Below are 19,403 nucleotides of genomic sequence, written 5' to 3'. Positions count from 1 at the left end.
CCGGGCCGGTCGGCACCGATAACCTGGGCAAATGCTGTCTGAAGTCACCGCGATCCGCTATGTCACGCCCTTGCGTGAGGGCGGATCGCTGCCGGGCATCGTCGAGGCCGACGATCTGGGCACCTACGTCATGAAGTTCACCGGCGCCGGACAGGGCCGCAAGACCCTCGTCGCCGAGGTCGTCTGCGGTCAGCTGGGCCGCCGTCTGGGGCTGCGGGTCCCGGACCTGGTCCGGATCCAGCTGGACCCGGTGATCGGCCTGAGCGAACCGGACCAGGAGGTGCAGCAGCTGCTCAAGGCCAGTGGCGGGCTCAACCTCGGCATGGACTACCTCCCCGGCTCGCTCGGCTTCGACCCGCTCGCCTTCGAGGTGGGCCCGGAGGAGGCCGGCCGGATCGTGTGGTTCGACGCGCTCATCGGCAATGTGGACCGCTCCTGGCGCAACCCCAACATGCTGGTCTGGCACGGGCGGCTGTGGCTCATCGACCACGGCGCCACGATGATCTGGCACCACGGCTGGCGCGGGCTGGACAAGGCCGCCGCCAAGCCGTACGACGCCACCGACCACGTCCTCGCGCCGTTCGCACCGGACGTCGCCGCCGCGAGCGCGGCCCTGGCGCCGCTGATCACCGAGGAACTGCTCACCGAGGTGGTGGCGGACGTCCCCGGCGAATGGCTGGCCGACGAGCCGGGCTTCGACGGCCCCGACGCGGTGCGCCGCGCCTATGTCGAGGTGCTGCTGGAGCGAGCGGCCACGGTCGGGACGAGGATCACGCTCGGCGAGCGCACCGATGAGGGCCCGTCGAAGGCCCCTCGGTGGCTGCGGGTGTGGGTCGATGGAAAGGCGTCGAAGTGAGCGGGTTCCACAACGGCCGGGATGTCTTCGAATACGCCGTGCTGCGGGTGGTTCCCCGGGTCGAGCGCGGTGAGCTGATCAACGCGGGCGTTCTCGTCTACTGCCGCGCCACCTCCTTCGTGGCGGCCCGGGTCCATCTGGACGAGGACCGGCTGCGCGCCCTGGACCCCTCGGCCGACGTGGCGGCGGTACGGGCCGCGCTGCACGCGGTGGAGTGCGTCTGCTGCGGGGGAGAGCGGGCCGGTCAGGCGGCGGAGGAGGACGCGGGGCGGCGCTTCCGCTGGCTCGTCGCCCCGCGCTCCACGGTCGTCCAGCCGGGGCCGGTGCACACCGGTCTGACGGCGGACGCGGAGGCGGAGGTCGAGCGGCTGCTCGATCTGCTGGTGCGGTGAGACCCCGGGCGGGTGAGCCGAAAGGCGGGTGAAAGCGACCCGGGGTGAGCGAGTGCATAAGAGCGGTCGTTGACAGGCGGTGGCGGGCCTCATAGCGTCACGTGCGCAGGAGAGACTAAGCGGTTGCTCACTCCCGGGACCGGGACGGTGAGCCGCCATCGATGCGAGGGAGAACCCGCATGTCCACCACCGAGCAGCGCGTTGCCATCGTGACGGGCGCGGCCCGCGGCATCGGCGCGGCGACCGCCGTGCGCCTGGCCGAGGAGGGTCGCGTCGTCGCCGTGCTCGACCTCGACGAGGGGTCCTGCGCGGGCACCGTGGAGAAGATCATCGAGGCGGGCGGCAAGGCCATCGCCGTGGGCTGCGATGTGTCGGACGCCGAGCAGGTCGAGGCCGCCGTCGCGCGGGTCGCCGAGGAGCTCGGCGCGCCGACCATCCTGGTCAACAACGCGGGTGTGCTCCGCGACAATCTGCTCTTCAAGATGAGCGAGTCCGACTGGGACACCGTGCTGAACGTGCATCTGCGGGGCGCGTTCCTGATGTCGCGCGCCTGCCAGAAGCACATGGTGGACGCCGGGTTCGGCCGGATCGTCAACCTCTCCAGCAGTTCGGCGCTGGGCAACCGCGGCCAGGTCAACTACGCCGCGGCCAAGGCCGGAATGCAGGGCTTCACCAAGACCCTCGCCATCGAACTCGGCAAGTTCGGCGTCACCGCCAACGCCGTGGCGCCCGGTTTCATCGCCACCGACATGACCGCCGCGACCGCCGAGCGCGTCGGCATGGGCTTCGAGGACTTCCAGAAGGCGGCCGCGAGCCAGATCCCGGTGCAGCGGGTCGGCGAGCCCGGCGACATCGCCAACGCGATCGCCTTCTTCACCGGCGAGGCGGCCGGTTTCGTCTCCGGCCAGGTCCTGTACGTGGCCGGCGGCCCGCTCAACTGATCAGGAGTCACAGACCAGCATGACCGAGCAGATACAGGACAGCGGCAAGGTCGCGCTCATCACCGGGGCGAGCCGGGGGATCGGCTACGCCATCGCCGAGGCGATGGTGGCCCGCGGCGACAAGGTGTGCATCACCGGGCGCAACGAGGACGCGCTCAAGGAGGCCGTGGAGCGGCTCGGGGCCGACCGTGCGATCCATGTCGCCGGGAAGGCCCATGACCAGGCGCACCAGGCGGCCGCCGTCGAGCGGACGATGGAGGCGTTCGGCCGGGTCGACCACCTGGTGAACAACGCCGGCACCAACCCGGTCTACTCGCCCATCGCCGACCTCGACCTCGATGTCATCCGTAAGGTCTTCGAGACCAATGTGGTCTCGGCACTGGGCTTCGCCCAGCGGACCTGGAAGGCGTGGCAGCGGGAGAACGGCGGCTCGATCGTCAACATCTCCTCGCTCGCCGGGATGGGGCCGTCGCCGTTCATCGCGGCCTACGGCGTCAGCAAGGCCGCCATGATCAACCTCACGGTGCAGCTCGCCCAGGAGTTCGCCCCGGGGGTACGGGTCAACGCCATCGCGCCCGCGGTGGTGAAGACCAAGTTCGCCACCGCCCTGTACGAGGGGCGGGAGGAGGAGGCCGCCGCGGCCTATCCGCTCGAGCGGCTCGGCGTGCCGGAGGACATAGGGGGCGCGGCCGCCTTCCTCACCTCCGAGCAGGCGGCGTGGGTCACCGGTCAGACGCTCGTCGTGGACGGCGGCATCCTCCTGCGCGCCGGACTCGGCTGACCGGCGCCCGGTCCGGCCCCGCGCCCTGGGCCCACGGCCCCGAGCCGTGGGTGCCGCGCGCCGGTGCCCGGTCCGTGTGGGGCGTTGTCGGTGGCCGCCGGTAGGTTCTGTGTCCGTAAGACGGAAACACCGACCGGAGGTTGAAGACGTGCCCTATGTGCTGCCCGAGTCCTGGCGCGGGGTCCTCGGCGAGGAGCTGGAGAAGCCCTATTTCAAGGAGCTCACCGAGTTCGTCGAGGAGGAGCGGGCCAAGGGGCCGGTGTACCCGCCGCGCGAGGAGGTGTTCGCCGCCCTGGAGGCCACGCCGTTCGACCAGGTGAAGGTGCTCGTCCTCGGGCAGGACCCGTACCACGGCGAGGGTCAGGGCCACGGTCTGTGCTTCTCGGTGCGGCCCGGCGTCAAGACCCCGCCCTCGCTGCGGAACATCTTCAAGGAGATGGGCGAGGAGCTCGGCCACCCGGTGCCCGACAACGGCTATCTGATGCCATGGGCCGAGCAGGGCGTGCTGCTGCTCAACGCGGTGCTGACGGTCCGGGGCGGCGAGGCCAACTCCCACAAGAGCAAGGGCTGGGAGAAGTTCACCGACGCGGTGATCCGCGCGGTGGCCTCGCGCCCCGACCCGGCCGTCTTCGTGCTCTGGGGGAACTACGCCCAGAAGAAGCTGCCGCTGATCGACGCCTCGCGGCATGCGGTGGTGAAGGGGGCGCACCCGTCCCCGCTGTCGGCGAAGAAGTTCTTCGGCTCGCGCCCCTTCACCCAGATCGACGAGGCGGTCAAGGCCCAGGGGCACACCCCGATCGACTGGCGGATCCCGGACCTCGGCGCCTGATGAGGGCCTGGAGCCGGCCTAGAGCGCGTAGTCGAAGCTGTAGGGGATCTCGGTGATCCCCTGGCCGGCGGTGAAGGTGCCCGATCCGGTGAGTCCGGTCAGCTCGCCGGTGCCGGATCCGGGTACCACCTCGAAGGTGCAGTGGACGGCGGCGTCCTCGCCCCAGCTGCCGTGCTGCACCACCACGAAGCTGCCCGCGCGCCCGTCGAGGGTGCCGGTCAGCAGCTCGTAGCCGCAGCAGACGCCGGTCTTGTCGGACCGATAGGTGATCGCGTACTGACAGCTGGTCCGCGATGCCTCGATGCCGCCCGAGAAGGCGTTCGTCACCACGGCCCGGGCCAGCTTCGCGCCGCCTTCGGCCTCGTCGAGGGCCGTCTCCTGCCAGTCGGCGTAGGTGAAGTGGCCGGTGGTGTGCGTGGTCATGGTGGGTCCTTTCAGGGGCCGGATCGGCTGCGGGAGCCACTCTGGCCGCCGTACCTGACACCTTCTGTCAGGTACGGCGCCCACAATGGACCGCATGCGCGCCGACCGCCTTCTCTCGCTGCTCCTGCTGCTCCAGAACCGGGGCCGGATGACCGCGCCCGAGCTCGCCGCCGAGCTCGAAGTCTCGGTGCGCACCGTCTACCGCGATGTGGAGGCGCTCAGCGCGTCCGGGGTGCCGGTGTACGCCGACCGAGGCCCCGCCGGGGGCTTTCGGCTGCTCGACGGCTACCGCACCCGGCTGACCGGGCTCACCGGCGACGAGGCCGACTCGCTCTTCCTCGCCGGGATGCCCGGCCCGGCCGCCGAGCTGGGCCTCGCCGCCGACCTCACCACGGCCCAGCTCAAGCTGCGGGCCGCGCTCCCGGCCGAGCTGGGCGAGCGCTCCCGCCGCATCCAGGAGCGCTTCCACCTCGACGCGCCGGGCTGGTTCCGGGACGCCGAGCCGGTGCCCCATCTGGCGGCCGCCGCCGAGGCCGTATGGGAGCGGCGGGTGCTGCGGGTGCACTACCGCCGCTGGCGCGGTGAGGTGCGGCGGGAGCTGTGCCCGCTGGGCCTCGTCCTCAAGGGCGGCATCTGGTACCTGGTGGCCAGGGTCGAGGACAGCGTGCGCAGCTACCGGGTATCGCGGATCCTCGACGCCGAGCTGCTGGCGGAGGTCTTCGAACGGCCCGCCGGGTTCGACCTCGCCGCCCACTGGGAGGAGTCGTCCCGCCGGCTGGAGTCCGCGCGCTTCCAGGGCGAGGCCGAGCTCCTGCTCTCCGAGCGCGGGGTGAAGCTGCTCCCGATGCAGTTCGGCGCGGTGGGCGAGGAGGCGGTGGCCGCGGCGGGCCCGCCCGACGACCGGGGGCGGCGGCGTGTCGTACTCCCCGTGGAGTCGCTGCCGGTCGCGGTCCACGACATGCTGCGGCTGGGCACCGACGCCGAGGTGCTGGGGCCGCCCGAGCTGCGCTCCGCCGTCGCCCGCGCCGTCGCCGAGCTGGCCCGCCGCTACGGCGCGCCGAACGGCACTCCCGGGGCCCCGCCGGGCCACGACACGCCGGGCGGGGCGTGGCGGACGGTGCATGAGCCGCGGGACACCCCGTAGCTTCTCTCGAAGGACGGGAGGCCGCGATGACGGAAGCGCAGCGCGAGGCGCCGGAGGGCGATGCCGTACTGACCCGGATCGGGCAGGCGGTCATGCTGCACCGGGGCGGTGACCGGGAGGAGGCGCGCAATCGCCTCGCCGCGCTGTGGCGGGAGATCGAACGGGACGGCGCCCCCTTCCACCGCTGCGCCCTCGCCCACTATCTGGCCGACACCCAGGACGACCCCCTGGACGAGCTGATCTGGAACCTGCGGGCGCTCGCCGCGGCGGACGGGCTCACCGGTGCCCTGGCGCCACGGGCGTTCTTCCCCTCCCTCCACCTCAACGTGGCCTCGGGCTATCTGAAGCTGGGCCAGGAGGAGGCGGCCCGGGACCAGCTGGCGCTGGCGCGGGCGGCCGCCGGTGCGCTCGGCGAGGATCCGTACGGCGACGGGGTACGGGCGGCCATCCGGCGGCTGACGCTGGTCCTGGAGGGGAGCGCCGGGGACTGAGGGTCCGGGGCAGGCGTTCGGGGGTGCCGGTCCGCGCGCCTGGCGCCCCCGGGTGGTCGGTGGCGTGCTGTTCAGATCTGGTTCTGTCCGCCGTCGACGTAGATGTTGGCGCCGACGATGTAGCTGCTCTGTTCGGAGGCGAGGAACGCCACGGTCGCGGCGACCTCCTCGGGGCGGCCTATACGCCCCTTCGCCACGGTCGCGGCGACGTGGTCCTTGACGGCGGCCAGCGCTTCTTCGCCACCGAAGATGTCAGTGAGCCCGGGAGTCTCGACCCCGCCCGGCGAGACCGCGTTGACCCGGATGCCACGGCCCTTGAGTTCGTTGGACCACGTCCGCGCGAATGACCGGATGGCGGCCTTGGAGGCCGCGTACGTGCCGAATGCCTCCTGGCCGTTGTCCGCGGCGGTGGAGGCGGTCAGAATGACCGAGGCACCGTCGTTGAGCAGCGGAAGCGCCTTCTGCACGGTGAACAGCGTGCCCCGGACGTTGACTCCGAAGACCTGGATGCCCTGAGCCGCGGAACACGATCGATTTCCGAGCTCGCATTCGCGATCGGGTACAAATCTGAGAGCGCGTTCAGCACCGCGTTTCGTCGTGTGACCGGCTTCTCACCCAGACAGTTTCGTCAGGCGTCGAACCCTGCGGAGTGACACCGAGCCCTTCTCCGGACCGAAGACCGAAGACCGAAGACCGAGGTCACCGGAGCGCCCGCGGATGTCGAGAACGTGTCACCGGCTCCGTCCCAGGGACAGACATCAGCGGCCCCCACCGGCCGCACGAGGACGAAGGAGAAACCAGCATGGCGATTCAGCGGATGGACAACGTCGGCATCGTCGTCGAGGACATGGACGCCGCCATCGCGTTCTTCGTGGAACTCGGTATGGAGCTGGAGGGCAGGGCGGAGGTCGAGGGCCCCTTCGCCGACCAGTGCACCGGACTCGACGGCGTCCGCTGTGACATCGCGATGGTCCGGACCCCGGACGGTCACAGCCGACTCGAGCTGGCGAAATACCGCAGCCCCGCGGCGATCGGCGCCGGGCCGCGCAACCGGCCGCACAACATTCTGGGCACGCACCGCGTCATGTTCGCCGTCGACGACATCGAGGACACCGTGGCCCGCCTGCACCCTCACGGCGCCGAACTCGTCGGCGAGATCGCCCGGTTCGAGGACAGCTATCTGCTCTGCTACCTCCGCGGCCCGGAGGGCATCATCGTCGGACTGGCCGAGCAACTGCGCTGAGCGGCAGGAACCGAACGAAGGGGGTGGGCTGAGCGTCCAGGGGCGGTGGCCGTCACCGCCCGGTGGCCCGCTATGCCGCCTCCACCAGCCCCTCCCAGCGGTCGGCGAGCGCCTTCAGCTTGACGACGAACCGTTCGCGTTCCGCCTCGTCGAAGGACTCCAGCAGGATCTTGTCGAGCCTGCGCGCCCGGTCGTTCGCCTCCGTAAGGGCCTCTTGGCCCGCGTCGGTCAGGTAGAGCAGTTTGCGGCGGCCGTCGGCGGCCGCGGTTCGCCGGGCGAGCAGACCACGGTTCTCCAGCCGGCGCGCCACATCCGCCATGGTGGAGGTGTCCAGGGCGACCGCGGCGGCCATGGACCGCTGGTCCTGGCCGGGATGGGCTTCCACCGCCTGGAGCACCGCGAACTGCGGGCCGGTGAGGACCGGGTCCACCTCCCGTGCCCACACGGCGAGATACGCCTGGTAGAGACGGCGGACCTGATAGCCGGGCGCGGCCGTCAAGGCGGTGGGAGCCTTTGGACCGGTCTCGGCGGGCGGGGTGGGATCAGTCATGGAACCTACTTAAGCACGCACGGTTGACGCCGAGGGACAGTGGGGCGGGCGCCGGTGCACCCTTCGGCCCCGGCCACGGGCTCACCGGCCGGTACCGAGGTGGATCGGTCCCGCCCGGTGCGCCGGTCCAAGGCCATCGATGGACGCGCCCGGCCGGTGTGGCGCCGAATGGTGGGCGGCCGCCACGGTGGCCGGGGCGGACGCCGTGCCCTCGGCCCACCGGGAGCCCAGCGGCTCCAGCACATCGCGCACGGACGCCTCCTGTCAGCTCCGACCGGCCATCGTTCCGGCGCCGCTCCCGGCGGGGCTGGAGACCTGGCCGCCGAGCAGACTCCCGGCGCCGGGCACGACGGGCGGCAGCCCGAGCTCCGTCAGGATGCGGAAGGCGGTGGAGGTGGCCGCCGACAGCACCGGCAGCCCCGCCTCGTCCTCGACGGGCTGGATCGACGCCAGCGACGGCATCTGCACACAGGCCGACAGCACCAGCGCGTCGGCCCTGCCCAGGTTCAGGCGGCGCCAGTGCTCGCGCAGATCGGCGGGGTCCAGGCGGGCCACCGCCAGGTTGTCCGGAACCTCGAGGCTGAGCGCGTCGACCACCTCGATCCCCGCGTCCTCGATGTAGTCGACCACCTTGGCGGTGAGTTCCTTCATATACGGCGTGATGATCGCGACCCGACGGGCGCCGAGTGCCTCGACACCGCTGAGCAGGGCGCCGGCGCTGGAGACCACGGGGGCCCCGGCGCCCTCGGCCCGCAGCGCGGAGGCGATGTCGGCCTCGGCCACACAGTGGTGACCCGGCCCCTGCGCCATGATGGCGACGAGGCACGCGGTGGCGACGACATCGGGCCGCGCGTCGGCCAGTTCGAGGGCGGCCCGCTCGGTCTGCGCGTTCATTTTGCGCAGCTCGTCCGGGGTGACGTGCTTCATCCGCATCCGGCTGGTGTGGAAGACGAAGCGGTCGTCGGGCGCGATGGACTCCCGTGCGTTGAGCATCCGGGGAAGCTCGGTCTCCATGGTCAGGTTGGAGCTGGGCACGATCAGTCCGATGTGATGGTCGGTCATGGGGTTGGTCCTCCGAATCGGGGCGGCGGGCACCGGTCAGGCGGCCGGGAATCGCGGGTGGCCTGGAAAAACCAGATGCCTCATCAGGAACCGCCACCCCCGTGGACGTGCTGTTCAGGGCTGGTGCCGGGCGGGGAGAGGATGGTCTTCAGCGCGCCGCGGAGCGTCTCGGTGGCGATTGCCGGGGCGTCCCAGAAGATCATGTGGCCGGCGCCGGGGATCTTGTGCAGCGGCGCCGGTGGATTGCTCTGTGCGGCCTCCCGCACCCCTTCCGACGTCACGACGGGACTGCCCGCCCCGTAGAGCATGTGGGCCGGTCCGGGCACCCGGGGCCACCAGTCGAAGAAGTCCTCGTGCTCGAAGCCGTGGTGCGTGGCCACGATGGCCTCCTCGGCACAGCTGGACAGCCAGCGGGCCCGCAGTTCTTGTTCACGCCGCGGCCAGGTGGGCCAGGAGGCGGCCACCTCGTCGGCGTCCGTTCCGCGCCGGGCTTCGGCGAGTTGCCGCAGGAACACCTCCCGGGTGGTGGGGTAGGGGCCGCGCCCCGGGCCGCTCATCGGCGGATCGGCCAGCACGGTGCCGCGCAGGGGCACCTTGGCGCGCACCGCGACGGCCGCCGCGATCCGCGCGCCCATGGAGTGGCCGAGGAGCAGCGGACGGTCCAGGCCGAGGTGGGTGATGAGGGCTTCGGTGTCCTCGGCGTACTCCTCCAGCCCGTATCCGTCGCCCTCGTCCGAAAGGCCCCGGCCGCGCACGTCCAGCACCACCGGCCTGACCAGGTCGGTCAGTTCGCGGGCCACGAAGTCCATGGTGACCGCGGGACTGGTGATACCGGGCAGGACGACCAGTGCCGGAAGATCGCCGCCGTAGTCGAGGGCGTGCAGCCGTACCTCTCCGGAGCGCGCCCACCGGCTCGTGGCCGGGACCTCGGCCAGATCGGCGAGTGCGCTCTGAAGGACCGAACGCCGTGTCATGTGCTGTCTCCTCGTCGGTGGGAACGCCGGGCCGCTCGAGGAGCCGCCGGGGCGGGAACGGAGCCGATGTAGCCGACGGCGTCATCGAGGGTGACGACGTCGCCGTACTTGGCCTGGATGTCGAAGAGCGCCGCGTCCGCGGGCCCCTCGGCCCGGTCGCCCACGCAGGCACGGGGCACCAGCACCGGGAAGCCCGACTGGACGGCGTCGACCACGGTGGCCCGTACACAGCCGCTCGTGGTGGCGCCGCACACCACGACGGTGTCGCGGCCCAGACCGGTCAGGGTGGCGGCGAGGCTGGTGCCGAAGAAGGCCGAGGCGCCCTTCTTCACCACCAGGTGATCGTGTCCCGGCCGCATGGGCAGCCGCGGGTCGACGGCCACGGCCTCACTGCCCTCGACCAAGGTGCGCATGCCGGGAGCCTTGCGCAGCCAGGCGATCGCGTCACCGGACGCCTCGGCCTCGGTGTAGGCGATCGCGGTGAAGATCACCGGCACCTCCGCGGGCCGGGCCGCCTCGATCAGGCGCGTGGTGGCGGCCACGACCTCGGTGAGGTCGGCGCCCGAGGGGTACGAGTCCTCGGTGAAACCCCGGGTCAGGTCCACCACGACGATCGCCGGACGGCTGCCGCGCCGCACCGCGGCACCGAAGCCGGCCCGCCGGTAGGTGCGGTTGGTATCGACTCCGTACAGTCCGCCGCTCATCGGCGCCTCCCCAGCAGCCAGCCCGGAGCGAACCCGAGCAGGAACGCGGCCGCGATCGGGCCGTACTTCTTCAGCAGCGGGCCCGCGATCAGCACCATCCCGTTGAGTTCACCGGGCGCCTCGGCGGGGGCGACGGCCGCGGGAGTGGACGCGGCGGGCGCCGCGCCGGAGACGGGGGACGCTTCCGCGCCGTTCTGCTGAAGGAGCAGGTTGCCGAGGTTCTGGGCGAACTGCTGGAGGATCTTGTCGGACACCGCCCCGATGGCTCCCTTGCCGAACTGGGCGATCTTGCCCCGGATCACCAGGTCGGTGGAGAGGTTCAGCTGGGCGCCGTCCTGGGCCGGGACGACCTCCAGGGAAACCTCGGCCTCGGCGTCGCCGCTGCCGTGCGTATCGGCGCCACTGGCGTGGACACGCAGCCTCCGCTTTTCCTCGTCGACCTCCAGGAAGCGCACGGTACCGGCGTAGGCGGCCGAGATCGGGCCCACCTTGATCTTGACCGCGCCACGCCAGGCATCGCCGTCACGGCCTTCAAGAGCGGCGCCGGGCATACAGGACGCCACCCTTTGGACGTCGCCGAGCAGCGCGAACACCGCGTCGGGCTCGGCTTGGACGGTAACGGTATTGATCAGTTGCATGATTCCTCCTCGGCGCCCATGGCCCGCTGGGAGCGCCGGGCGGTCGCGCAGGCGTCGATCGCCTCGACGATGGTCTGGTAGCCGGTGCACCGGCACAGGTTCGCGGCGACGACCTCCCGGATGTCCTCCTTGGTCGCCTCGGGCCGCTCCGCGAGGAAGCCCTGGGCCAACATCAGAAAGCCGGGGGTGCAGAAGCCGCACTGCAAGCCGTGGTGTTCGGTGAAGGCCCGCTGGAGATCGCTGAGTTCGCCGGTGCCGGAGTCGGCGAGGGATTCGACGGTGGTGATCCGCGCCCCCTCCGCCTGGGCGGCGAACATCAGACAGGCCCGGACCGGGAGCCCGTCGACGAGCACGGTGCAGGCTCCGCAGATCCCGTGCTCGCAGCCGATATGGGTGCCGGTCAGCCGCAGATCGTGGCGGAGCACATCCACCAGGGTGCGGCGCGGCGCCGTGATCACCTCGTATGACGTGCCGTTGACGTCGAGCGTGATGAGCTGGACGTCGTCGCCCAGGCCGCTGGTGTCGTTCATGGTGTCTGCTCCGGGGTGCGGGGGGTCAGGGCACGGTGGACCGTCTCCGGTGTGATGGGGGTGTTGTCCAGTTCGACGCCGGTGGGCCGCAGTGCGTCGTTGACGGCGTTGAGCACGGCGGCGGGGGCGCCGATGGTGCCGCCCTCACCGGCGCCCTTCGCGCCTGTCTCGGTGAAGGCGCAGGGGGTCTCCAGATGGTGGATCACCACCTCCGGGATCTCATGTGCGGTGGGCACCTTGTAGTCCATGAAGCTGGTGGCCGACGGCTCGCCCTGGGCGTCGTAGGTGATCTGCTCGAAGAGCGCCCCCGAGATGCCCTGTGCGATGCCGCCCCGGCACTGCCCCTCCACCACCTGCGGATTGACGGCGACACCGCAGTCCTCGACGCAGAAGTAGGCGAGGATCTCCACCTGCCCGGTGCCCTCGTGCAGTTCCACCACCACTCCGTGGGTGGCATTGGAGAAGGTGCCGTCGTTGTGGACGTCGAAGACGGCGGTGGCGGTCAGGCCCGGGTCGATGTCCTTGGGCAGCAGATGCGACTTGAGGTAGGCGGTGTCGGCCAGGTGCTCGTAGCTGAGTGCGGTATCCGGGTCGTCGCGTCGGCGGACCCGGCCCCGGTCCAGTTCGGTCTCCTCCGGGGGGATGCCCCACTCGGCGGCGGCGATGGCGCGGAGTTTGTCGCCGAGTCTGCCCGCCGCCAGACGTACGGCGCTGCCGCCGATCGCGATCGAGCGGCTGGCGAAGGTGCCCCAGCCGTAGGTGATGCGGTCGGTGTCGCCCTGGTGGAGTTTGACCTTGGTGAAGTCGAGGCCGAGGGTATCGGCGACGATCTGCGCCATGGTCGTCTCATGGCTCTGCCCGTGGCTGATGGTGCCGGTGGTGACGGTGACCGCGCCGCTGGTGTCCATGCGGACCTCGGCGAGGTCGAACCCGGGCACGACCTCCATCTTGCGCTGGGCGAAGGCGGCGGAGCCGTAGCCGGTGCGCTCGCTGAAGCAGCTGAAGCCGATCCCGATGTGCCGCCCCTCGGCCCTGGCCGCGGCCTGCCGGTCGTACCAGCCCGCCTCGCGCAGCGCCCGCTCGCACAGGTCGAGCGATTCCAGATATGAGCCGGGGTCGTAGGTGATGTTGTTGACGCCGGTGTACGGGAAGTCGGTGATGACGTTACGGCGCCGGATCTCCACCGGGTCCAGGCGCAGTTCACGGGCGGCGCGTTCCATGAGCCGCTCCATGGCCATGACGTACTGCGGGCGGCTCACGCCCCGGTAGGGCGCGGTGGGCGCCTTGTTGGTGGCGATGGCCCGGCCGCGCACCCGGTAGGCGGGGACCTTGTAGACGCCGGGCATCTCGGCGGAGGCCATCAGCGGCTCGATACCGGCGGTGAACGGATAGCAGGAGTAGGCGCCCATGTCGCACACCACATCCGTGTCGAGGCCGAGGATCCGGCCGTCGGCGTCGAAGGCGGCGCGTGCGGTGTAGTGCTGTTCCCGGGCGAGGAACGAGGCGGACAGGGCGTCCTTGCGGTCCTCGATCCACTTGACGGGCCGCCCGAGCCGCAGCGCGGCCGCCGCGGCGGCGATCTCCTCGCGGCCGACCACACACTTGAGACCGAAGCCGCCGCCCATGTCCGGGACGATCACCCGCACCGCCCGCTCGTCCAGCCGCAGACAGCGCGCGGCCACGGTCCGCACCTGATGCGGGGTCTGGGTGCAGGTGTGCAGGACGAGCTGTTCCTCCCGGGCGTCCCACTGCGCCACCGCGCCCCGTGTCTCCAGCGGCAGGGCGTTCTGCCGGCCGGTTCGCACATCGACGTGGACCACGCAGGGTGCCTGGTCGAAGATCTCGTCGATGCCCTCGGTGGCGAACAAACTGACATCGACCAGGGTGTTCTCGGCGGCCTCCGCGTGCACCCGCGGAGCGTCGGGGGCGAGGGCCTGTTCCTCGCAGGTGATGGGCGGGAGGGGCGCGTACGTCACCCTGGCGGCCTCCAGGCCGTCCTCGGCGAGGTAGGGGTCGCGGGCGATCACCACGGCGACGGGTTCGCCGACGTAGCGGACCCGGTCGCGGGCGAGGACCGGCATGGCGGTCGGCACGAACTCCGAGAGCGGGCGGCCGAGTCGGGCGGTGATATCACCCAGCTCGAGGTCGGCCGCGGTGAACGCGGCGACGACACCCGGGACCTGACGCACCCGCGTCAGATCGATCTCGGTGATCGTCCCATGAGCGACCGTGGAGCGGACGAACTGCGCGTGCAGCATGCCGGGCAGCTCGATGTCGTCGACGAAACGGCCGCGCCCGGACAGCAGCCGGGGATCCTCGCGGCGCGCCACCGACCTGCCGACCAGCCGGTCGGCCCTGGCGGACGTCATCGTGACATCGCCTCCTCACAGGCTCGCTCGATCAGATTGCGGATGAGGTGCTTGCGGTAGTCGCCGCTGCCGTTGGCATCGCTCGGTGGATCCACGGCGGAGGCCGCCGCCTCCGCGCAGTCCCGGAACGAGCCGCCGGCCGCGAGCACGGCCTCCGCCTCGGGCACGCGTACCGGCATCGCGGCCACACCGCCCAGAGCCACCCGGCCGCCGAGGACGTCCCGGCCGTCGGTCGCCAGATCGACCGCCGCGGAGACGATGGCGAAGTCTCCGCGACGCTCGGCGAACTCGGTGAGCGCCGCGTGCGGCGCGGGGCGGGGGAAGACGATCTCCACGAGGATCTCGTCGGGGTCCAGGGCGGTGGTGTAGTAGCCGAAGAAGAACTCACCGGCCGGGACGCGCCGCCGCCCGCGCGGGCTGTGGGCCACGAACTCGGCGTCGAGCAGCACGGCAAGCAGGCACCACTCGGCGGTCGAGTCGGCGTGCGCGATACTGCCGCCCACGGTGCCGCGGGTCCGGATCGGCAGATGGCCGATCCACCGCATGGCATCGCGGATGACCCCGAAACCCGCCCCGAGCCGGTCCGCGGGCGCGGTCTCCACCGTGTGATGGGTGGTGAGCGCGCCGATGTGCAGCCCGCCGTCGGACTCGACTCCGAGATGGTCGAGTTCGCGCAGACCGGCGATGTCGACCAGGTGCCCCGGCCGGGCCAGCCGGAAGTTCATCATCGCGACCAGACTCTGACCGCCGGCGATGACCTTGGCCTCGTCGGCCAGTTCGGCCAGGAGTGCCGTGGCGCCCTCGACGTCGCGCGCTCGGTGGTACCGGAAGGGAGCGGGCTTCATGTTTCTCCTGTCGTTTCGAAGGCCGACCCGGCGGCCCGGTCGGGTCGGGCTGACCCTTCAGCGCACCGTCTGACCGACGGCCGGTTCCGGGGACACATGGGCGGGCACCGCGGCCGGGTCGTCCTCGTCGAGGTCGCGTCCCTTGGTCTCGGGCGCCGCGAACGCCGTCCAGATGACGGCCGCCAGGACGGCCACGGCCAGTACCCCGAACGTCAGCGGCAGTCCCAGCAGCGGCCACATCACCGAGCCGAACAGCATCGGGGCGAAACCGGTCAGTGCCCGGCTGAACGAGGACGCCCAGCCGAAACCGCTGGCCCGCAGCGTGGTCGGGTACAGCTCGGAGACATAGGCGTACATGGCGGGGATGGTCAGCTGCATCAGGAAGCCGAAGACGCCGATGGCCACGATGGAACCCGTCGGCATCCGCATCACCAGCGCGAACACCACCAGTGCGAGCGAGGCGATCGGGGCCGAGACCCCTATGAGCCACTTCCGGCCGACCGCGTCCACCAGCGCCGTGGAGGTCAGGACGCCGACGATGCCGACCGCGCTCATCAGCGTGGTGCTCATGAAGGCGGCCGTGTCGCCGAGGCCCTCCTCCTTGAGAATGGACGGCAGCCAGCTCAGCGCCGCGTAGTACACCAGCATGACGGTGGCGAAGAGCAGCCAGGCGGCGGAGGTGATGCGCGGGCTGAACTTCCAGACCGCACGCAGCTGTTCGAGCGCGGCGCGGGGGCCGTTCCCCCCGGCCTCGGGCACCGGGGCGGGAATGGCGTACGGCTCGACGGGCGCACCGGTGCGGGCGACCAGATCGTCGATGACGGCCCGTGCCTCGGCCTCCCTGCCCTTCTTGCTGAGGTAGACGGGCGACTCGGGCACACCCCTGCGCACCCAGAACAGCAGCAGCGCCGGGATGCTCATCACGCTGAGCATCCACCGCCAGTTGCCTTCGATGGACAGCATGGCCGTCGAGACCAGACCGCACAGGGTCACGCCGATCGGCCACCAGGCGTCCAGCGCGGTCAGCACACGGCCGCGGTACTTCGTCGGGGAGAACTCCGCCACCAGGGCGTAGTCGACGGGAACACAACCGCCCAGTCCGACACCCGCGATGAAGCGCAGGGCAAGGAAGATCGCGTAGTTCGGGGCCAGGGCACCGGCCACCGAGAACACCGCGAAGATCAGCAAGGTGACGCTGAAGGACTTCTTGCGTCCGATGCGGTCGGCTATCGCGCCCCAGGTCACCGCGCCCACGGCCATGCCCACCAGATTGGCGGTGGCCACCAGGCCCCGCTCGGAGAGGGAGAGGTGGAAGTGGTCGCCCAACAGCGGCATCAGGAAGCCGTTGAGGGCGATGTCATAGGCATCGAAGAGGTAGCCGAGGCCGCCGATGATGAAGATCCTGCCCTGGACCCCCCATCTCCATGGGAGGTCCTGGACGATCTGGTCGCCTGTTTTCACTGTCGCTCCACGGGGTGTTCGAGGGATGTGCCCGCGCGGGGCGACACCGAGGTGGATGAGCCGGAAGTGGCCCCGGAGGGGGCGAGTGACGAGTGGGGGAGGGGTTGGGGAGGGGGATGGAGAGGGGAGGGCCTGGTCAGCGGGCGAAGCGGTAGTCGAAGGCGCCCAGGTCCGGGTCGTCGAGCGGGCTGCCGCTCCACAACCAGTGGTAGGAGACGTCGGATTCGCCGTCGAAGCCGCGCCGCAGCAGGGCGTCCCTGGCCTCCTGCTGCGGGCCGTCGGGGTAGTGGTAGAAGGTCTTGTTCTGAAGCGAGGCGTCCTGGACCATGCCGGCGTGCTTGGCCCGCCGGTCCACGTAGCGACGCAGCGCGCCCTCGACGCCGTCGGCGTTGATACGGCCCAGTTCTTCGGCCAGTACGGCGGCGTCCTCCATGGCCTGGGAGGCCCCCTGGGCCTGGTAGGGCAGCATGGCGTGGCAGGCGTCGCCCAGGAGGGCCACCCGGCCGTCCATCCAGACCGGGTCGCGCCGGCGGTGGTAGAGGGCGAAGGAGAGCACGTCCTCCTTGGCCTTGGACAGCATCGCCGCCGCCCGGTCGTCCCAGCCCTCGTAGGCGTTCACCAGGTCTTCCGCGGTGGCCGAGCCGGTCCATTTCTCGGCGACGTCGTCGGTGCACGGGACGCAGCCGACGACGTTGAGGTACTCGCCGCCGCGGATCATGTAGTGGACCAGATGCCGGTCGGGGCCGTACCAGATGGTGCTCTGGAAGCGGTCCATCAAGAAGCGCGTGGCCGGGTCGGCGGCGATGAGGTCGCCGGGGATGAGGGCCCGGAAGGCCATCTCGCCGGAGAACAGCAGGGTGTCCGGGAGGCCCATGAGGTCGCGGACCCGGGACCGGATGCCGTCGGCGCCGATCAGCACATCGGCTTCGAAGCGCCGGCCGTCCTCGGTCACGGCCGCGGGGCGGCGGGGGTTGCCGCGGTCCAGTTCGCCGACCCGGCTCGAGGTGTGCAGTTCGACCACCGGGCCGGGGCCGGTCGGGTCGACGCAGGCATCGGTGAGGACACCGTGCAGATCGGCCCGGTGGTAGTGCCAGTACGGCGCGTTGTACTGCCGCTTGCAGTAGTCGCCGAGCTGGGTCAGTCCGATGATGCTGCCGTCCTTCCACCGGCGCCGCACCTGGTCCTGGGGCTCGGTGTGGATGGCCTCCAGTTGCCTGCGCAGACCCAGCCCGAGCAGGACTCGGCTCGCGTTGGGGGCCGTCTGGATGCCCGCGCCGATCTCGCCGAACCGCGGTGCCTGCTCCAGCACGGTCACGTGATGGCCGCGCTGCCGCAGCGACAGCGCGGCGGTCATTCCGCCGAGCCCGCCGCCGACGATGACGACGTCGAGGGATTGGGTGGATGCCATGTTCTCTCCAGATGCGGGTGCGGCGGCGGGATCAGAAGTCGACGAGCCGGCCCGCGGTGACGACCTCCTGGTCGTCGACGGAGACGGTGCAGCCGCGCATGGCGATGTCGACGTGTGCGTACGATTCGCGCTCGAGTACGGGGTGGGGTCCGGTGGACCACAGGAAGTTCCCGGCGAACGCCCGCGCGTCCATGCCCATCAGCTCTTCCTTGCCGTACAGGGCGGTGGCGAACCAGTCGGCGGTGCGCATCAGGCCCCAGCCCATATGCGACAGGCTGCGTCCCCATTCGTCGTCCGCGTCGTCGAAGAAGGTGTTCAGCAGGTGGGCCTCGGCGCCACCGGACACCTTCTCGATGTTCCCGCCCGCGATCTCCAGAGTGACCGGCTGACGTACGTACTCCTTGAACGGCAGCAGGATGTCGCCCTCGGAGAGCACGATCCGGCCCTCGGAGAACCGCGGCCAGCACAGGACCATGGTGCTCGGCCAGTGGTCCCAGCGGCCCGGGTCGTCGGCGAAGCCCACCTGGAACTCCGGCTTGGAGCCCGGTAGTTCGACGGTGAGGTCGGTGCCTGATTCCGAGGTCACGCGCATGACGGACGCGCTCCTCAGCAGGTTCACGCCCTTGAGCACCTCCGCCTTGTCCTCCGGCTTGGGGAGATTGCGGATGAGTACGTCGGGGGCGTCGCACACGAAGAGGATGCGGGTGCCGGTCCGCATGATCTCCTGCTGGAGCGGGGCGTGGATGAAGCCCTCTCGTGTGAGGTCCACGACGAGGTCGGCGGCCTTGAGCAGATCCTGCGCGGCGGTGTCGCCGAGCACCGCGCTCAGACCGGGTCCGGCACCGGTGCGGGTGCTGTCCGAGGGCGACGGATTGCCGCCGGGGACCGTGGCGGCGATGACATGCGCGCCGCAGGCTTTGGCCGCGCCGAAGGCGGCCGCCACGTAGTCGCCGCGGCTGGTGGGCTCGGACAGGACGACGACGTGCTCATCGGGCTTGAGCTTGCACAGCTTCAGCTCCTGGGTGAACGCGTCGAGCAGATCAACGGAGGTGAGGTCGAGCATGTCTCGCTCCTGGGGAGGGGGAAGGTGGCAGACGGCGATCGCACGGTCCGGGCAGCCATAGAGGTATAGATCCAGCCATGCGGCCAGGTGTCTTCATGCGGAGACGTGGGTCTCACGGGCGCCGCCGATGCAATTAATCCGAACGCGTACGATCTGGTTCTGGCAAGGGGTACGGCTGAACTTTTTTGTGATCAGCCCGCCCGCCGGAGTGGTCCCCACGGCTGGGACACCCTTGCTGACCTCGCATTTTCCCCAGGTGTCGGCCGTCTTTCCCGACTTTACGCAGATGAACGAAAGATGATCGCGGCGGGCGTGAGGTCTTGCGCCGAGAGTTCGTACGTGCTCGGATTGTTTCTGTCCGCGTCCGGACCGCGTGCCCTGAACTGCCTCGCGATGGCTGGTTCTCGGCGGCGCGCCGTCTCCAAGGAGGGCTCCGATGGTCATCCCCGCTTCCCGCGGCGCACCGTCTGTCGCGGTGCGCGCGGCCCTGCCCTCATGGGCGCCGATACGGCGCCGCGTTACCGCGTCCGCACGGTGTCCTCGCGGGCATACGTAAAGGCCGCGGGGCGCCTGCCCCGCGGCCTCGTCCGACACGGCGCCACTCAGGGGTCCTTGCACTATGCCCGCCCGGGTCGCGCGGCCTGGCACCGCACCTCGCCGCGTTGCCGAAAAGCCCTAGTAGCTCCGCTACGAGGGCTC

General features: G+C 70.9%; 21 protein-coding genes and 1 pseudogene. 9 read left to right on the top strand and 13 right to left on the bottom strand.

Translation table 11 applies throughout. The features are described 5' to 3' along the window. Positions 1-31: 31 nt before the first annotated feature. From AB0E24_RS44375 to ung, 5 genes are all read left to right on the top strand, one after another. Positions 32-856, top strand: coding sequence for a HipA family kinase (locus AB0E24_RS44375; protein WP_069873737.1), 825 nt, complete (start codon positions 32-34; stop codon positions 854-856). Beyond that, complete coding sequence (locus tag AB0E24_RS44370; protein ID WP_069873740.1) at positions 853-1,248, top strand: DUF3037 domain-containing protein; 396 nt, start codon at positions 853-855, stop codon at positions 1,246-1,248. The genes AB0E24_RS44375 and AB0E24_RS44370 overlap by 4 nt, the downstream gene beginning before the upstream one ends. Positions 1,249-1,427: 179 nt before the next feature. After that, a complete protein-coding gene (gene fabG / locus AB0E24_RS44365) occupies positions 1,428-2,189 on the top strand; it encodes a 3-oxoacyl-ACP reductase FabG (RefSeq protein ID WP_069873742.1) in 762 nt (253 codons plus the stop codon). A gap of 19 nt (positions 2,190-2,208) precedes the next feature. Then, positions 2,209-2,970, top strand: a complete 762-nt coding sequence (locus tag AB0E24_RS44360) for an SDR family oxidoreductase (protein ID WP_069873744.1) — start codon at positions 2,209-2,211, stop codon at positions 2,968-2,970. A 148-nt stretch (positions 2,971-3,118) separates the two neighbouring features. After that, positions 3,119-3,799 (top strand): uracil-DNA glycosylase, encoded by a 681-nt coding sequence (gene ung / locus AB0E24_RS44355; protein ID WP_069873746.1) that lies wholly within the window; start codon positions 3,119-3,121, stop codon positions 3,797-3,799. Between the two features lie 18 nt (positions 3,800-3,817). Here ung and AB0E24_RS44350 read toward each other — a convergent pair whose 3' ends face one another. Beyond that, the gene (locus AB0E24_RS44350; RefSeq protein ID WP_359385580.1) at positions 3,818-4,222 is read right to left on the bottom strand and encodes a DUF3224 domain-containing protein; all 405 of its coding nucleotides are present in this window, start codon (positions 4,220-4,222) and stop codon (positions 3,818-3,820) included. Between the two features lie 94 nt (positions 4,223-4,316). Here AB0E24_RS44350 and AB0E24_RS44345 point away from each other — a divergent pair, with 94 nt between their 5' ends. Continuing rightward, positions 4,317-5,366, top strand: coding sequence for a helix-turn-helix transcriptional regulator (locus AB0E24_RS44345; protein WP_459117451.1), 1,050 nt, complete (start codon positions 4,317-4,319; stop codon positions 5,364-5,366). Positions 5,367-5,392: 26 nt separating this feature from the next. Continuing rightward, on the top strand, positions 5,393-5,857 hold the full coding sequence (locus AB0E24_RS44340; protein ID WP_069873752.1) for a hypothetical protein: 465 nt from the start codon (positions 5,393-5,395) through the stop codon (positions 5,855-5,857). 71 nt (positions 5,858-5,928) lie between these two features. On the opposite strand, the pseudogene AB0E24_RS44335 reads toward AB0E24_RS44340, so the two are convergent. After that, positions 5,929-6,363: pseudogene (locus AB0E24_RS44335) on the bottom strand (SDR family oxidoreductase); the annotation flags it as partial. Between AB0E24_RS44335 and AB0E24_RS44330 the strand changes: the two are divergent. Together AB0E24_RS44330 and AB0E24_RS44325 are read left to right on the top strand one after the other, a co-directional pair. Next, positions 6,247-6,510: a helix-turn-helix domain-containing protein gene (locus tag AB0E24_RS44330; protein ID WP_335755886.1), complete on the top strand. Its 264-nt coding sequence runs from the start codon at positions 6,247-6,249 to the stop codon at positions 6,508-6,510. The pseudogene AB0E24_RS44335 and the gene AB0E24_RS44330 sit on opposite strands and share 117 nt — an antisense overlap. Positions 6,511-6,659: 149 nt before the next feature. Continuing rightward, complete coding sequence (locus AB0E24_RS44325; RefSeq protein WP_359385577.1) at positions 6,660-7,100, top strand: VOC family protein; 441 nt, start codon at positions 6,660-6,662, stop codon at positions 7,098-7,100. Between the two features lie 70 nt (positions 7,101-7,170). On the opposite strand, the gene AB0E24_RS44320 is transcribed toward AB0E24_RS44325, so the two are convergent. The 11 genes from AB0E24_RS44320 to AB0E24_RS44270 all read right to left on the bottom strand — a co-directional run bounded on the left by AB0E24_RS44320 (position 7,171) and on the right by AB0E24_RS44270 (position 18,704). Continuing rightward, the gene (locus AB0E24_RS44320) at positions 7,171-7,650 is read right to left on the bottom strand and encodes a MarR family winged helix-turn-helix transcriptional regulator (protein ID WP_069873754.1); all 480 of its coding nucleotides are present in this window, start codon (positions 7,648-7,650) and stop codon (positions 7,171-7,173) included. 264 nt (positions 7,651-7,914) lie between these two features. Continuing rightward, positions 7,915-8,712 (bottom strand): maleate cis-trans isomerase family protein, encoded by a 798-nt coding sequence (locus AB0E24_RS44315; RefSeq protein WP_069873759.1) that lies wholly within the window; start codon positions 8,710-8,712, stop codon positions 7,915-7,917. Between the two features lie 83 nt (positions 8,713-8,795). Beyond that, positions 8,796-9,686, bottom strand: a complete 891-nt coding sequence (locus AB0E24_RS44310; RefSeq protein WP_069873761.1) for an alpha/beta fold hydrolase — start codon at positions 9,684-9,686, stop codon at positions 8,796-8,798. After that, positions 9,683-10,390, bottom strand: coding sequence for an isochorismatase family protein (locus tag AB0E24_RS44305; RefSeq protein WP_069873764.1), 708 nt, complete (start codon positions 10,388-10,390; stop codon positions 9,683-9,685). Before AB0E24_RS44305 ends, AB0E24_RS44310 begins: the two co-directional genes overlap by 4 nt. Continuing rightward, positions 10,387-11,028, bottom strand: coding sequence for an SRPBCC family protein (locus tag AB0E24_RS44300; RefSeq protein WP_069873766.1), 642 nt, complete (start codon positions 11,026-11,028; stop codon positions 10,387-10,389). The genes AB0E24_RS44305 and AB0E24_RS44300 overlap by 4 nt, the downstream gene beginning before the upstream one ends. Beyond that, on the bottom strand, positions 11,019-11,558 hold the full coding sequence (locus AB0E24_RS44295; protein WP_359385573.1) for a (2Fe-2S)-binding protein: 540 nt from the start codon (positions 11,556-11,558) through the stop codon (positions 11,019-11,021). Before AB0E24_RS44295 ends, AB0E24_RS44300 begins: the two co-directional genes overlap by 10 nt. Continuing rightward, complete coding sequence (locus AB0E24_RS44290) at positions 11,555-13,927, bottom strand: xanthine dehydrogenase family protein molybdopterin-binding subunit (RefSeq protein ID WP_359385571.1); 2,373 nt, start codon at positions 13,925-13,927, stop codon at positions 11,555-11,557. The genes AB0E24_RS44295 and AB0E24_RS44290 overlap by 4 nt, the downstream gene beginning before the upstream one ends. Beyond that, a complete protein-coding gene (locus tag AB0E24_RS44285) occupies positions 13,924-14,772 on the bottom strand; it encodes an FAD binding domain-containing protein (RefSeq protein ID WP_099012693.1) in 849 nt (282 codons plus the stop codon). Before AB0E24_RS44285 ends, AB0E24_RS44290 begins: the two co-directional genes overlap by 4 nt. Positions 14,773-14,829: 57 nt before the next feature. After that, positions 14,830-16,233 (bottom strand): MFS transporter, encoded by a 1,404-nt coding sequence (locus AB0E24_RS44280; protein WP_079256497.1) that lies wholly within the window; start codon positions 16,231-16,233, stop codon positions 14,830-14,832. Between the two features lie 136 nt (positions 16,234-16,369). Beyond that, complete coding sequence (locus AB0E24_RS44275; protein ID WP_069873778.1) at positions 16,370-17,641, bottom strand: FAD-dependent oxidoreductase; 1,272 nt, start codon at positions 17,639-17,641, stop codon at positions 16,370-16,372. A 31-nt stretch (positions 17,642-17,672) separates the two neighbouring features. Continuing rightward, positions 17,673-18,704, bottom strand: a complete 1,032-nt coding sequence (locus AB0E24_RS44270; protein WP_069873780.1) for a 2,5-dihydroxypyridine 5,6-dioxygenase NicX family protein — start codon at positions 18,702-18,704, stop codon at positions 17,673-17,675. Between the last annotated feature and the right edge of the window lie 699 nt (positions 18,705-19,403).

It is taken from the genome of Streptomyces malaysiensis subsp. malaysiensis, from assembly GCF_040653035.1.
GTDB classification, from domain to species: domain Bacteria; phylum Actinomycetota; class Actinomycetes; order Streptomycetales; family Streptomycetaceae; genus Streptomyces; species Streptomyces malaysiensis.
This window is presented reverse-complemented; position numbering and strand designations above follow the sequence as displayed.

Excerpts from the sequence above, each read along its gene's own strand:
- AB0E24_RS44375 (WP_069873737.1), top strand. The coding sequence starts at position 32 with ATGCTGTCTGAAGTCACCGCGATCCGCTATGTCACGCCCTTGCGTGAG.
- fabG (WP_069873742.1), top strand. The coding sequence starts at position 1,428 with ATGTCCACCACCGAGCAGCGCGTTGCCATCGTGACGGGCGCGGCCCGC.
- AB0E24_RS44360 (WP_069873744.1), top strand. The coding sequence starts at position 2,209 with ATGACCGAGCAGATACAGGACAGCGGCAAGGTCGCGCTCATCACCGGG.
- AB0E24_RS44350 (WP_359385580.1), bottom strand. The coding sequence starts at position 4,222 with ATGACCACGCACACCACCGGCCACTTCACCTACGCCGACTGGCAGGAG.
- AB0E24_RS44345 (WP_459117451.1), top strand. The coding sequence starts at position 4,317 with ATGCGCGCCGACCGCCTTCTCTCGCTGCTCCTGCTGCTCCAGAACCGG.
- AB0E24_RS44340 (WP_069873752.1), top strand. The coding sequence starts at position 5,393 with ATGACGGAAGCGCAGCGCGAGGCGCCGGAGGGCGATGCCGTACTGACC.
- AB0E24_RS44325 (WP_359385577.1), top strand. The coding sequence starts at position 6,660 with ATGGCGATTCAGCGGATGGACAACGTCGGCATCGTCGTCGAGGACATG.
- AB0E24_RS44320 (WP_069873754.1), bottom strand. The coding sequence starts at position 7,650 with ATGACTGATCCCACCCCGCCCGCCGAGACCGGTCCAAAGGCTCCCACC.
- AB0E24_RS44315 (WP_069873759.1), bottom strand. The coding sequence starts at position 8,712 with ATGACCGACCATCACATCGGACTGATCGTGCCCAGCTCCAACCTGACC.
- AB0E24_RS44310 (WP_069873761.1), bottom strand. The coding sequence starts at position 9,686 with ATGACACGGCGTTCGGTCCTTCAGAGCGCACTCGCCGATCTGGCCGAG.
- AB0E24_RS44305 (WP_069873764.1), bottom strand. The coding sequence starts at position 10,390 with ATGAGCGGCGGACTGTACGGAGTCGATACCAACCGCACCTACCGGCGG.
- AB0E24_RS44300 (WP_069873766.1), bottom strand. The coding sequence starts at position 11,028 with ATGCAACTGATCAATACCGTTACCGTCCAAGCCGAGCCCGACGCGGTG.
- AB0E24_RS44295 (WP_359385573.1), bottom strand. The coding sequence starts at position 11,558 with ATGAACGACACCAGCGGCCTGGGCGACGACGTCCAGCTCATCACGCTC.
- AB0E24_RS44290 (WP_359385571.1), bottom strand. The coding sequence starts at position 13,927 with ATGACGTCCGCCAGGGCCGACCGGCTGGTCGGCAGGTCGGTGGCGCGC.
- AB0E24_RS44285 (WP_099012693.1), bottom strand. The coding sequence starts at position 14,772 with ATGAAGCCCGCTCCCTTCCGGTACCACCGAGCGCGCGACGTCGAGGGC.
- AB0E24_RS44275 (WP_069873778.1), bottom strand. The coding sequence starts at position 17,641 with ATGGCATCCACCCAATCCCTCGACGTCGTCATCGTCGGCGGCGGGCTC.
- AB0E24_RS44270 (WP_069873780.1), bottom strand. The coding sequence starts at position 18,704 with ATGCTCGACCTCACCTCCGTTGATCTGCTCGACGCGTTCACCCAGGAG.